Below are 12,465 nucleotides of genomic sequence, written 5' to 3'. Positions count from 1 at the left end.
GTGCTCGGGGGCGGCGGGCTGCGCCACCGCGGTCTGCGGGGCGGGCTGGCCCTGCGCGGGGGCCGGCGCGGCCTGCGGGTCGCTCCAGGCGCCCTGGGAGGTAGGCATCAGCAGAAGGTCGTCGTCCTCGGGAGTGTGCTCGGAGGGGTCGAGGAAGGTGTACGCGTCCGGGGCGGGGATGCCCGGCTGCTCCACCATGCCTGCGTTCTCCGGCAGTCCCTCGCCCGGGATCTGGCCGGTGTCAGTCATGCGTACCCCTCGCCCATCGTCAGTGCTCCTTCGGCCCTTCGCCCGGGACGCCGAACCACGGCACGCCGGTGCTCGTCATCAAGAACGAGCGGGCTCGCCGCGCGGCACGAAACGCCCGCGGGGCTTCCTATTCTCGCGGCCGTTCGCCGCCGCGACAGGCTGTTCTGCCACGGCTCACTGTGGACTGCGCCACGTTGCGCGTCCCCCGGGTTGTGCCGTACCACAGTGCGGACCAAAACGGTCCACTTTTCCGGACATTGACGAACGAAGCGACGAACGCCCGGGTGCGGTACAACAATCCGCCAGCCTACCTTCCGCACCGGGCCGAGCGGGTCAGGGGGCGAGGTCGGAACGCCCCGCGGAGAGCAGGAACACGACGGACCTCTCGCGCTCGGTCCACACCTCGGTGTCCAGGTCGACGGACTGGAGCAGCGAGCACTCGACGGTGTAGCCGTTGCCGGTGAGGGCCGCGCCGAGGGCCTCGGCCTCGTCCCGGTTGGAGGCGTGCGTGACGATGCGTTCGGGTCGCCGCTCGATGACGGCCCGGGCCACCGGGACTCCCCCGCCGCCGATGCGTACGACGTCCGGTTCGGGCAGCCGTTCCAGGACGTGCGGGGCGCGGCCGCGGACGACCTGGACGGGGACGCCGAAGGCGCGGGCGGCGGCCTCGGTGCGGGCGCAGGCGGCCGGGTCGTCGTCCACGGCCAGGACCGCCGCGCCGAAGCGGGCCGCCTCGACGGCGAGGGCGCCGCTGCCGGAGCCGATGTCCCAGACCAGGTCGCCGGTGCGGGGGCCGAGCCGGGCCAGTTGAGCGGCGCGCAGACCGGGGGACTCGCCCTCGCCCGATTCCTGCATCCGCTCGGCCCCGGCGGCCCGGTAAGCCTCGGCGGGCAGGGCCCAGCCCCGTATCCCCTGGGGGTGGGCGGGCCGGCGGCCGGCGATCCAGGCGCCGGCGGCGGTGGTCTCGGGGCCGCCGCCGATGACGATGACGACGTTGGGGTCGCGCCAGGCGTGGTCGGCCGCCTTGTCGGAGGTGAGGACGGTGACGCGCTCGCGGGCGGTGCCGAGTTCCTCGCAGATCACGAAGGTGCGGTGGACGCCGTCGAGGAGCAGGGCCAGTTCGGCGGGTCCGGCGCCCGGTGAGGTGAGGACGGCGACCTTGTGGTGGGCCCGGCAGACGTTGACCGCGCGGCGCAGGGTGCGGGGGTGGGCGACGACGACCTGGGCGTCGTCCCAGGGCATGCCGGCCCGGGCGAAGGCGGTGGCCACGGAGGACACGGCGGGGACGACCTCGACCTCCAGTCCGTGTTCGCGGGCGCGCAGGGTGCGGACGACGCCGAAGAAACCGGGGTCGCCGTCGGCGAGGACCACGGCGCTGCCGCGGTGTCCGGCGATCCTGCGGGCGGCGAGGTCGATGCTGCCGAGGCGGATCCGTTCGGCGTGCGGGGGCACTTCCGGCAGGGCGAGGTGGTGGGCGGCGCCTGCGACGAGCGTGGCGGCCGAGAGCGCGGCCGTGGCCGCTCTGGTCAGTGGCGAGCCGTCCCAGCCGATCACCGTGACCCGGTCGGCCATCGTCGTCTGTCTCCTGATGTGTCGGAGGGAGCGGGGCGTTGCCCGTGCGATGCCGGGCAGGGGTGAGAGTACCCGGTCCGGACCTCGGTCTTCCGAGGGGCCTCGGGCTCTACTGCCAGCTGTTGTACGTGCCGTAGTCGCCGGCGTCGGCGAGCTGTTCCGCGACCCCTTCGAGATCTTCGGGGAGGAGTCCCCAGACGATCAGGTCGGTGCGGATGTCGGTCCAGCCGCCGTCGGTGCCGTTCTCGGTCCGGGTGCGGGCGATGCGGGCGTTGCGCAGGACGCCCTCGCTGATGCAGCCGAGCTTCTGGGCGACCTGCTGGGAGGCGGTGTTGTCGGCGGGGGTGCGCAGCTCGATGCGTTCGAAGCCCTGGTCGCGGAAGAGCCACTGGGCTATGGCGAGCACGGATTCGGTGGCGTACCCCTCGCCGCGGGCCCAGGGGGCGGTGATGTAGCGGACCTCGGTGGAGCGGGTACGCCAGTCGGTGTTGAGGAGGCGGACGCTGCCGACGAGCCGCTGGGTGAGGAACTCGGTGACGGCGAGGGCGATGCCGTGGCCCGCGCTGCGCTCCGCGGGAGCGATTCTGCGGACCCAGCGTTCGGCGTCGACCTGGGTGTACGGGTTCGGCCCGTCCATCCACGCGACGACCGCCTCGTCGTTCATCATCTCGATGTACGCGGGGATGTCGGCCATCTCGAAGGGGCGCATCACCAACCTGTCCGTGCTGATGGAGATGGACGGAAAGGTGGTAGTCATGCGCAGCTCCATGCCGAAGACCGGGTAAAAGCACAGCATGCAGCATCGGGTGCGTGGTGTGCATGGGCGGGGCCGCACGGCGGAGCCCCGCTCCTTCCGGGCGGAAGGTGCGGGGCTCCGTCGGCAAGTGCCGGGTGCGCGTCAGGACTTGGCGGGGGTGCCGAAGGCCGGGATGATCGAGCCCTGGTAGGTGTCCTCGATGAACTTCTTGACCTCGTCGGAGTTGAGGAGCTTCGCGAGCTTCTCGACGCGCGGGTCCTTCTCGTTGCCGTCCTTGACCGCCAGGAAGTTGGCGTACGGGTTGCCCTCGGCCTTCTCCAGGGCGAGGGAGTCCTTGCCGGGCTTCAGGTCGGCCTCGATGGCGTAGTTGCCGTTGATGACGGCGGCGTCCACGTCGCCCAGGGCGCGGGGCACGGTGGCGGCCTCCAGCTCCTTGAACTCCAGGCCCTTCTTGTCGGTGATGTCGCTCAGCTTGGCGCTGGTGCCGACGCCGTCCTTGAGGGTGATCAGGCCGTTCTCGGCGAGCAGTTGGAGGGCGCGGCCGCCGTTGGTGGTGTCGTTGGGGACGGCGATGGTCTGGCCGGCCTTGATGTCCTTGAGGTCCTTGACCGTCTTGGAGTAGAGGCCCAGCGGCTCCAGGTGGACGTTGACCACGGGCACGATGGTGGTCTTCTGCTTCGCGTTGAAGTCGTCCAGGTAGGGCTTGTGCTGGAAGAAGTTGGCGTCGACCTGGCCGTTCTGGGTGGCGGTGTTCGGCAGGACGTAGTCCGTGAACTCCTTGACCTCCAGGTTGAGGCCCGCCTTCTTCGCCAGGTTCTTCTTGACGAAGTTCAGGATGTCGGCGTGCGGCGTCGGGGACGCGGCGACGACCAGGGCCTTGGAGGTGTCGGCGTTCGCGCCGGTCTCGCTCTTGGCTGCCGGGTCGGAGGCCGTACCGCAGGCGCTCAGGCCCAGGGCGAGGGCGGCGGCGGAAGCGACAGCTGCGGTGATCTTGATGTTCTTGCGCACGAAAAGTGCCTCTTTCTTGTGGTGGTGCGCCCGGACAAGGAGTTCGGGCTCGGTGGGACGGAAAGTTCTGGGGGCCTTCAGGAGGCGGTGCGGCCGCGGCGGGCCAGCAGCCGGACGGCGATGTCGCCGATCAGCTGGATCACCGTGACGATGACGACCAGCAGCGCGACGGTGACCAGCATGAACCGGTTGTCGAAGCGCTGGAATCCGTTGGTGATGGCCTGGGAGCCGAGCCCTTCGCCGCCGACCGCGCCGGCCATCGCGGAGTAGCCGATGAGCACGATGAGGGTGGTGGTGACACCCGAGACGAGCGAGGGCAGGGCCTGCGGGAGGAGCACCTTGCGGACGATCGTGGGGATGGAGCCGCCCATCGACTGCACCGCCTCGACGAGTCCGTGGTCGACCTCGCGGATCGCCGTCTCGACGAGCCGGGCGAAGAACGGGATGGCTCCGACGGCGAGCGGCACGATCATCGCGGTGGGACCGATGAAGGTGCCGACGACCCAGGTGGTGAAGGGGATCAGGGCGATCAGCAGGATGATGAACGGCAGGGAGCGGCCGATGTTCACGATCACGCCGATGACCTTGTTCACCGCGGTGTTCTGGAGCAGTCCGCCCTTGTCGGTGAGGACCAGCAGAACGCCGAGCGGCAGTCCGCCCACGACGGTGACCAGTGCGGACCACAGCACCATGTAGAGGGTGTCGACGGTGCCCTGGGTCAGCAGGGGCTGCATTTCGGACCAGGTCACTTGACGACCTCCTTGGTGAGCGCGGCGGACGTCTGCTCCGGTACGACGGTGGCGGCCTTCGGGCCGGTCTCGTCCTCGACGACCTCGGCCTGGAGGCCCTGCTCGCGCAGGAAGCCGATGGGAACGACGTTCTCCTCGAAGCGGCCGGGCAGCTCGATGCGCATCCGGCCGATCTGCTTGCCGCCGACGGTGTCCATCGCGGCGCCGAGGATCGAGATGTCGATGTTGTACGTACGGGAGAGCTGGGAGATGACCGGCTGGGAGGCCGATTCCCCCTGGAAGGTGACGTCGACGACCGTGCGGTCGGGGCCGGAGGCGGTCCCGCCGACCGGGAACAGCTCGTGGGCCAGTTCGGAGCCGGGGGTGGCGAGGAGTTCCGCGACGGTCCCGGACTCGACGATCCGGCCGCTCCGCATGAGCGCCGCGGAGTCGCAGACGGTCTTGACGACGTCCATCTCGTGGGTGATGAGCAGGACGGTCAGGCCGAGCTGCTGGTTGAGGTCGCGCAGCAGTTGGAGGATGGAGCGGGTGGTCTCGGGGTCGAGTGCGGAGGTCGCCTCGTCCGAGAGCAGCACCTGGGGGTCGCCCGCCAGCGCGCGGGCGATGCCCACGCGCTGCTTCTGGCCGCCGGAGAGCTGACCGGGGTAGGCCTTCGCCTTGTCGGCGAGGCCGACCAGGTCGAGGAGTTCCCTGGCCTTGCGGGTGCGCTCCTGGCCGGAGAAGTCGAGGATCTCCAGCGGGAGCTCCACGTTGTCCAGCACGGTGCGGGAGTCCAGCAGGTTGAAGTGCTGGAAGACCATGCCGATGCGGGTGCGGGCCCGGCGCAGCTCGGCGCTCGCCCGCCGGCCGCGGCCGGCGAGGGCGGTGAGGTCCTGGCCGGCCACCGTCACGGTGCCGGAGGTGGGGCGTTCCAGGAGGTTGACGCAGCGGATCAGGGAGGATTTGCCGGCGCCGCTCTGTCCGATGACGCCGTACACCTCGCCTTCGCGGACGTGCAGGTCGACGCCGTCGAGTGCGGTGACCTCACGGTCGCGCGACTGGTAGACCTTCGTGAGGCCCGTCGTGGTGATCACAGGGGTTTCCGTCACTGTCGAGTGCGCGGCGCGGTGTCCGCCGGGCACGGGGCATTCGTCTGAAGAGACTTTTCGGGCTGGTCGGCCGGGTGTCTCGGCATGGCTGTACGCGGCGGTCGGCCGGGGGGCAGCGCATGCGCGGGCGCGCTCGTTTCCGCGGTGCGGACGGCGCAGGCTCGGTCTCGCTTCGGGGCGCGAGGCTCAGGCGGGGGCCCTCAGAAGGCGCGCATTCGACACATACAACGAGCACCGGGCGTGCTGATCGCCTCGGTCGCAAGGGTGCGGCTGCTCGTCGTGGTCATGGGCCAAGTAAAACAGACGTGAGGTCTCCGCGATCCCGGCTGTCCGCATAGCGGACAGTGCCGGATGGCCGGACGCCGCCCTTCCGGTTACCTCGGAGGTCGCGCGGCGCACGGCTGTGACCTGCGATGACAGGGTGAACTCACGGGCGGGTCCAGGGGCGAGCGGGCGCCCGGGGAGCGGAACCTCGGCCGCCGGTTGTGGCCAAGGCCACGATGTGGGCACCGGTGCGGTGGCCGCCCGAGCGGTGGCCGGGGTCGCACGCGGGCGGGCGTTCCGTCCGTAATACCCTCGACTCATGCTTGACGCCCTGACGGTCGCGGTCGCCGTGACCGCGCTCGCCCTCGCCGCCTGGTGCGGACATGCCGCCTACCGGGACCAGCCGACGAAGGACTGGCATTTCATCGGGATGGCGGTCGTCTCCGTGCTGGCGTTGGCCCAGTTGGCCGTGGGCGTCGTACAGCTGGCGCGCGGGGAGCGGCCGGAGCAGGGAATGGCGGTGTTCATCGCCTATCTGATCGGTTCGTTCGCCGCCGTGCCCGCGGCCGGATTCCTGTCGTTGACCGAGCGGACCCGCTGGGGTTCGGTCACGGTCGCGGCGGGCGCGGTCGTGCTGGCGGTTCTGGAGGTCCGGCTCTATGACATCTGGGGAAACTGACGTGAGCGACACCGACCGCCCCGAGGTGGCCACGGCCCCGAAGCCGTCCTTCGAACTGGGCACCGGTCCCGGCCGGGTCCTGGTCTGGTTCTACGGGGTGTTCACGGTCGCGGCGGCCTCGCGGACGATCGTCGAGATGGTCAGGGGCTTCGACCGGGCGCCGCTGGCGTACGCGCTCTCGGCCGTCGCGGCCCTGGTGTACGGCTTCATCACGTACTCGCTGGTGCGCGGCGGTGAGAAGGCCCGCCGGGCGGCGCTGGTGTGCTGTGCCGCCGAGCTGCTCGGCGTGCTGGTCGTCGGCGCGTGGACGCTGGTCGAGCCGGCCGCCTTCCCGGACTCGACGGTGTGGTCGGACTTCGGGATGGGTTACCTCTTCATCCCGGTGATCCTGCCGGTCACCGGGATGATCTGGCTGCGCCGCGCGAAGACGGTCGCGGTGTAGCGATGCCGTTCCGGCCCCGCCGCGCGCGGCGCACGGTCAGGCGCTGGCCACGTAGTCCCGGTCGGCCGCGTCCTTCTCCAGCAGGACCATCCGGACGCCGTCGGTTCCGGTGACGGCCCCGACCTGGGCGTATCCGGCCCGCCGGTAGAGCCGCAGATTGCCCTCGCTGCGGTGTCCGCTGTGCAGCCGGAAGCGGGTCGCCGCCCGCTCGGCGGAGAGCGCCGACTCGGCGGCGAGCAGCAGCCTGGCCCCGAGGCCGTGGCCCTGGAGCCGTGGGTGGACGCAGAGCTTGCCGATGAGGCCCGTGCCGTCCGGGTCGGTGACCCCTCGGACCGAGCCGACGACCTCGTCCCCGAGCCGGGCCACGAACACCAGGTCGTCGGCGACTTCGGCGCGCAGGGATTCGAGGGTCTGGACGAGCGGGTCGATCCGGTAGTTGTCGTACAGCTCCGCCTCGCGCTGGAAGCAGAGGTACTGGAGTCTGAAGATCTGCTCGACGTCCTGTGCCGTCGCCGCCGAGATGGTCACGCTCATGCCCATGTGTGCACGCCTCCCGCTCACCTGTTCGCCGATTGCCTACCGCTCCCTTCCCGCACGGAAGGAGCGACAACCTCCGCAGCCAGCATTCTGCGCAGACATCCAAGGCATCGGGAACGGATCGGGCCCAAGCTCCCCTGTGACATACCCAACTCCCCTGCGATTTCCCGGTAGGTCGGGTCACTGGGGGCGAGCATCGCCTCCAGCAGCCTGGGGCAGCGGCCGGGCAGCCGGGCCAGCGCGGAGCGCAACGCCCGGCGTTCGGCCGCCCCGAGGGCGGCGCGTTCCGGGCAGTCGGCCGGTCCGGCGGCGGGTTCCGTTCCGGCGTACGGGCGCTCCCGGCGGGCCGCGCGGCGTCCGCGGCGGGCCTCGCCCCGTACGGTGTCGCGCACCCAGCGGGCCGCGTCGGCGGGTGGTCCGGCGGCGGCCGGGCGCTCCAGCAGCCGCACCCAGACGCTCTGTTCGAGGTCGGCGGGGTCGAGCCCGGCGGCCGGGGCCTCCGCCCTCGCCTCCGCGCGCACCAGGGGTTGTAAGGCACGGACGACGAGGGCGGTGGAGGCGGCCGGGCCGGGGTCATGATCGAGAAGCGTCATGCCCCGGCGGACGTGCCGTGAGCGCCGCCGGTTGCCCCGGCGGCGCTCCACCACCCGACCGGGGTACGTGGGGGCGGGCGGCTGACGGCGCACCGCGGGGACGAGTGGTGCGCCGCGCCCGTCTCCGTACCGGGTCAGCGCCCGGCGTGGTCCGCCGCCGCGAGCAGCGCCGTGTCCGGATGGTCGGCGAAGATGCCGTCGATACCGGTGGCGAGGTAGGCGGCGCAGGCGCCGAACACGTCACCGTAGGCGTTCGGGTCGGTGCCGCGCCGGAAGTCGGCGGGCAGGAAGCTGTTCTCGTTGCGCAGCGTGTACGGGTGCAGCCGCAGGCCCTTGGCGTGCGCGTCCCGTACCAGCGTGGTCGGGGTGGTGAGCCGCCCCGAGGCGTCCTTGGGGATGACGAGGTCGAGGGTGGGGCCGATGCCCTGGGCGAAGGAGGCCATCCACGCCAGCCCGGCGGGCTTCACCAGGTCGGCGACGGTGCGCGGGTCGCCGGACTCGACGAAGTCCCAGGGGCGCTCCTTCGGGCCGGAGAGCAGGACGATGCGCGGGGTGTCGACGAGGCGGGCGAGGCGCTGGACCGAGCCGGGCTCGAAGGACTGGAGGATGAGCGCGGAGTTCCTGCGGTCCTGGCCGTAGCGGCGCAGCAGCCGGGCGAGCGGCTCCTCCAGGCCGAGGCCGAGCTTCCGGAAGTAGGTGGGGTGCTTGGTCTCCACGTACAGCCAGACCGGCTTGGAGCGCTTGCGGCCCTCCTTCTCCGCCCAGCGCAGCACCTCCTCGAAGGTGGGGACCGTCCAGCGGCCGTTGTAGAGGGTGTTGTCCGGGCGGCTGCCCGGGATGCGCTCCTTGGCCCGCAGGGTCTTCAGCTCGGCGAGGGTGAAGTCCTCGGTGAACCAGCCGGTGTAGGAGACGCCGTCGATGCTCTTGGTGGCCTTGCGGCCGGCGAACTCGGGGTGGTCGGCGACGTCCGTGGTGGCGGTGATGTCGTTCTCGTGGCGGCAGACGAGGTGGCCGTCCTTGGTCGGCACGAGGTCCTGCTCGATGATGTGCGCACCCATGTCGAGGGCCAGCTGGTAGGAGCCGAGGGTGTGCTCGGGGCGGTAGCCGCTGGCCCCGCGGTGGCCGATCACCGTCGGCACGGGCAGATCGCGCAGCGATCCGTGGCCGCCGCCGTGGCCCCGGCCCCGCTCGGCCGCCTGGGCGGTGGCGGGCAGGCCCAGGGCCGCGGTACCGAGGACCGCGGCGCCCAGGAGGCTCCGCCGGCCAGGGGTCTTCCGCGCACGCTCCGTCATGAATGCTCCTCGCTTGGTGATGTCCGGGACCGGTCGAGCGAGGCCCGATCGTAGGCTGGGAGGTGTACGAGAGGGCGGACCGTCGGCCAACATGGCGGAAACACGCGTCAACACTGCGTATCCGCTCCGTGAACCCGATGTGCGATCAGCGCATACCCGCGAGTATCGTCCTCACCTGCACCGACCATCACCCGTCGGCACCGGCCACCGCCCGTACGACCCATTCCATCGCGGCCGGCCAGGCCACGACACCGGAGGAACCGTTGTCCCGTCTCACGGTCATCAAGGCAGTGCTCGGACCGATTCTGCGCCTGATGTTCCGCCCACAGGTGGAAGGCGTCGAGAACATTCCCGGGACCGGGCCGGTGATCCTCGCGGGCAATCACCTCACGTTCATCGACTCGATGATCATGCCGATCTGCTGCGACCGGCCGGTGTTCTACATCGGCAAGGACGAGTACGTCACCGGCAAGGGCCTCAAGGGCAAGCTGATGGCCTGGTTCTTCACCGGCTGCGGCATGATCCCGGTGGACCGGGACGGCGGCCGGGGCGGGGTCGCGGCGCTGATGACGGGGCGCCGGGTGCTGGAGGAGGGGCAGGCCTTCGCGATCTACCCGGAGGGCACCCGCTCCCCCGACGGCCGGCTCTACCGCGGCCGTACGGGCATCGCGCGGCTGACGCTGATGACGGGCGCCCCGGTGATCCCGTTCGCGATGATCGGGACCGACAAGCTGCAGCCGGGCGGCGCGGGTCTGCCCCGGCCGGGCAAGGTCACGGTGCGCTTCGGTGAGCCGATGGAGTTCTCGCGCTACGAGGGCATGGACCGCGACCGCTATGTGCTGCGGGCGGTGACCGACTCGGTGATGGCCGAGGTGATGCGGCTGTCCGGCCAGGAATACGTGGACATGTACGCGACGAAGGCGAAGGCGGCCTGACCCGTACGACGGTGACGACGGTGGCCGCCCGCCTCACCGGGCGGCCACGGCGAAGGGCCCGCACCCCCTCGGGGGCGCGGGCCCTTCTTCGCTCCGTACGGCCTACGGGTGCTCGACGCCGTCCTCCAGCTTCTGGCCCCGCAGCAGGAACCAGGACGCGACCGCCGCCGCCAGCAGTACCGAAGCGCCGATGCCCGCGGCCGACCGCAGTCCGTCGACGAACGCCTCCTGGGCCGCCGAGACCAGCGGACCGGCCTGGGCGGCGGGCAGCGCCCCGGCGGCCTCGACCGCCCCGCCCAGCGACTCGTGGGCGGCCGACTCGACGTCGGCGGGGATGCCGGACGGGGTCGGGAAGCCCCGGTAGACGCCGGTGACGATGGAGCCGAGCAGGGCGATGCCGAGGGCCGCGCCCAGTTCGTACGCGGTCTCGGAGACGGCGGAAGCGGAGCCCGCCTGCTCCTTCGGGACGCTGGAGAGGATCACGTCGGCGGTGACGGTGAAGGCGAAGCCCGCGCCGACGCCGACGACCAGCAGCATGGAGCCGAGCAGCGGATACCCGGTGTTCTGGTCGAGCAGCGTCACACTGCCCAGGGCCAGCCCGACCGCGGCCAGGCCGCCCGAGACGACGGAGCGGACCGAGAAGCGGCGGGCGGCGAATCCGGCCAGCAGACCCGCGGTCACCGCGCCGATGGCGGCCGGCAGTTCGGCGAGCCCGGCCTCCAGCGGTCCACGGCCCTGCACCAGTTGCAGGAACTGGGAGAGGAAGAAGACCAGACCCGACAGGCCGAGGATGGTCAGCAGGTCGGCGAGGACCGCGCCGGAGAAGCCCCGGTGGTGGAAGAGCCGCATGTCCAGCAGGGGCGCGGGCAGCCGCAGTTGCCTGCGGACGAACCAGGTGAGCGCGCCGACGCCGGCGACGGCCGCCGCCCCGGCCTCCCAGCTCACCCCGTGCGCGGCCGCCTCCTTGATGGCGTACACGACACCGATCATGCCGACCAGGGAGAGCCCGACACTGAGCATGTCCCACGGGCCGGGGGCCGGGTTCTTGGACTCCGGGATCAGCTTGATGCCGACGACGACGAGGACGGCCATCACGGGCAGGTTGATGAGGAAGACCGAACCCCACCAGAAGTGTTCGAGCAGGAACCCGCCGACGACCGGGCCGACGGCCGCGCCCGCCGAGGCCATCGCGCCCCAGATCCCGATGGCGAGGCTGCGCTCGCGCGGGTCGTGGAAGAGGTTGCGGATCAGGGCCAGGGTGGACGGCATCAGGGTGGCGCCCGCGACACCGAGCAGCGCCCGGGCCACGATCATCATCTCGGGCGTGGTCGCGTACGCGTTGAGCACGGAGACCGCGCCGAACGCGACGGCGCCGATCAGCAGCAGCTTCTTGCGGCCGATCCGGTCGCCGAGGCTGCCCATCGAGACGAGCAGGCCGGCGATGACGAAGGAGTAGACGTCACCGATCCAGAGCAGCTGGGTACCGGTCGGTTCGAGGTCCTCGCTGAGGAACGGGGTGGCGAGACCGAGGACGGTCGCGTCCACGGCCACCAGCAGCACAGCGAGGACGAGGACGGCGAGCGCGATCCACCGCCCCGGGCGGCGTACGACGTCCGTGGTGTCCGGGTTCTGGTCGGTGCTGGTCATTGCTCTACGCTCCGGCGTGCTCCGCCGAGCAGCAACTCGACGATCATGTGTTGGAAATCCTGTGCGGCGACCCGCCCCGCCTGGACGGCCCAGGCGCCGGTGCCGACGAGCCCGTAGAGGGCCTCCGTCAGCCAGGCGGGGGTGAGGTCGATACGGAACTCGCCGCGTTCCTGGCCGCGGCGGAAGAAGGCGGAGACACGGGCGTCGGCCCGGTTCCAGCCCTCGTTGACCTCGTCGCCCTCGAAGAGCTGGTTCTCGTTGACGAGGAAGGACAGCAGTCCGGCGCTGGGCTCGACGGCCGCGATGAGGCGGCGCAACCCCTCCTCGGAGGTGTCCTCGTCGAGCCGGGCGGCGTCCAGGGCCGCCTCGAACTCCTGGATGCCGAGATTCTCCAACGCCCTCACCAGGGCGTCGCGCCCGGCGAAGTGACGGTGGAGGGTGGCCCGGCCGATGCCCGCCGCCCTGGCGACCTCGTCCATGGTGGCGGTCGATTTGCGGGTCAGCAGGGCGGCGGCGCTGCGCAGCACCTGCTCACGGTCGAGAGTCATGAGACAACCATAACCCACCTGAGACAAACTCGTCTCACCGCAGGGTGTGCGCGGGCGCGCAGCGGGAGAGCGGGGGGAAGACAAGAGGACGGCCGGGGAGGGAGG

General features: G+C 71.4%; 14 protein-coding genes. 3 read left to right on the top strand and 11 right to left on the bottom strand.

The genetic code is table 11. The features are described from left to right. From HET64_RS29235 to HET64_RS29210, 6 genes are all read right to left on the bottom strand, one after another. The coding region (locus HET64_RS29235) for a hypothetical protein (RefSeq protein WP_215110163.1) at positions 1-249 on the bottom strand (249 nt) is incomplete at its 3' end. Between the two features lie 333 nt (positions 250-582). Beyond that, complete coding sequence (cbiE, locus tag HET64_RS29230; protein ID WP_215110162.1) at positions 583-1,821, bottom strand: precorrin-6y C5,15-methyltransferase (decarboxylating) subunit CbiE; 1,239 nt, start codon at positions 1,819-1,821, stop codon at positions 583-585. 109 nt (positions 1,822-1,930) lie between these two features. Further along, positions 1,931-2,617: a GNAT family N-acetyltransferase gene (locus HET64_RS29225; protein ID WP_215110161.1), complete on the bottom strand. Its 687-nt coding sequence runs from the start codon at positions 2,615-2,617 to the stop codon at positions 1,931-1,933. 102 nt (positions 2,618-2,719) lie between these two features. Further along, on the bottom strand, positions 2,720-3,586 hold the full coding sequence (locus HET64_RS29220; protein WP_215110160.1) for a MetQ/NlpA family ABC transporter substrate-binding protein: 867 nt from the start codon (positions 3,584-3,586) through the stop codon (positions 2,720-2,722). Positions 3,587-3,663: 77 nt separating this feature from the next. Continuing rightward, positions 3,664-4,335, bottom strand: a complete 672-nt coding sequence (locus tag HET64_RS29215; protein WP_215110159.1) for a methionine ABC transporter permease — start codon at positions 4,333-4,335, stop codon at positions 3,664-3,666. Continuing rightward, positions 4,332-5,408 (bottom strand): methionine ABC transporter ATP-binding protein, encoded by a 1,077-nt coding sequence (locus HET64_RS29210; protein ID WP_215110158.1) that lies wholly within the window; start codon positions 5,406-5,408, stop codon positions 4,332-4,334. The genes HET64_RS29215 and HET64_RS29210 overlap by 4 nt, the downstream gene beginning before the upstream one ends. A gap of 598 nt (positions 5,409-6,006) precedes the next feature. Here HET64_RS29210 and HET64_RS29205 point away from each other — a divergent pair. Both HET64_RS29205 and HET64_RS29200 read left to right on the top strand, forming a co-directional pair. Next, a complete protein-coding gene (locus HET64_RS29205) occupies positions 6,007-6,366 on the top strand; it encodes a hypothetical protein (protein WP_215110157.1) in 360 nt (119 codons plus the stop codon). A 1-nt stretch (position 6,367) separates the two neighbouring features. Next, the gene (locus tag HET64_RS29200) at positions 6,368-6,808 is read left to right on the top strand and encodes a hypothetical protein (protein ID WP_215110156.1); all 441 of its coding nucleotides are present in this window, start codon (positions 6,368-6,370) and stop codon (positions 6,806-6,808) included. A gap of 36 nt (positions 6,809-6,844) precedes the next feature. Here the strand turns inward: HET64_RS29200 and HET64_RS29195 are convergent, their stop codons facing one another. The 3 genes from HET64_RS29195 to HET64_RS29185 form a co-directional block, all read right to left on the bottom strand. Further along, complete coding sequence (locus HET64_RS29195) at positions 6,845-7,348, bottom strand: GNAT family N-acetyltransferase (RefSeq protein ID WP_215110155.1); 504 nt, start codon at positions 7,346-7,348, stop codon at positions 6,845-6,847. A gap of 17 nt (positions 7,349-7,365) precedes the next feature. Then, the gene (locus tag HET64_RS29190; RefSeq protein ID WP_215110154.1) at positions 7,366-7,938 is read right to left on the bottom strand and encodes a sigma-70 family RNA polymerase sigma factor; all 573 of its coding nucleotides are present in this window, start codon (positions 7,936-7,938) and stop codon (positions 7,366-7,368) included. A gap of 134 nt (positions 7,939-8,072) precedes the next feature. Beyond that, positions 8,073-9,230 carry a glycerophosphodiester phosphodiesterase gene (locus HET64_RS29185; RefSeq protein ID WP_215110153.1) on the bottom strand — a complete coding sequence of 386 codons (1,158 nt, stop codon included), beginning with the start codon at positions 9,228-9,230 and terminating at the stop codon, positions 8,073-8,075. 263 nt (positions 9,231-9,493) lie between these two features. On the opposite strand from HET64_RS29185, the gene HET64_RS29180 reads away from it, so the two are divergent. After that, positions 9,494-10,165 carry a 1-acyl-sn-glycerol-3-phosphate acyltransferase gene (locus tag HET64_RS29180; protein ID WP_050359578.1) on the top strand — a complete coding sequence of 224 codons (672 nt, stop codon included), beginning with the start codon at positions 9,494-9,496 and terminating at the stop codon, positions 10,163-10,165. A gap of 102 nt (positions 10,166-10,267) precedes the next feature. Here HET64_RS29180 and HET64_RS29175 read toward each other — a convergent pair whose 3' ends face one another. Then, positions 10,268-11,812: an MFS transporter gene (locus HET64_RS29175; RefSeq protein WP_215110152.1), complete on the bottom strand. Its 1,545-nt coding sequence runs from the start codon at positions 11,810-11,812 to the stop codon at positions 10,268-10,270. Beyond that, positions 11,809-12,360 (bottom strand): TetR/AcrR family transcriptional regulator, encoded by a 552-nt coding sequence (locus HET64_RS29170; RefSeq protein ID WP_215110151.1) that lies wholly within the window; start codon positions 12,358-12,360, stop codon positions 11,809-11,811. The genes HET64_RS29175 and HET64_RS29170 overlap by 4 nt, the downstream gene beginning before the upstream one ends. Positions 12,361-12,465: the final 105 nt, after the last annotated feature.

The organism is Streptomyces sp. McG3 (genome assembly GCF_018619185.1).
Taxonomy (GTDB): Bacteria; Actinomycetota; Actinomycetes; order Streptomycetales; family Streptomycetaceae; genus Streptomyces.
Note: the sequence above shows the minus strand (reverse complement) of the source record. Positions and strands in the feature narration are given on the sequence as shown.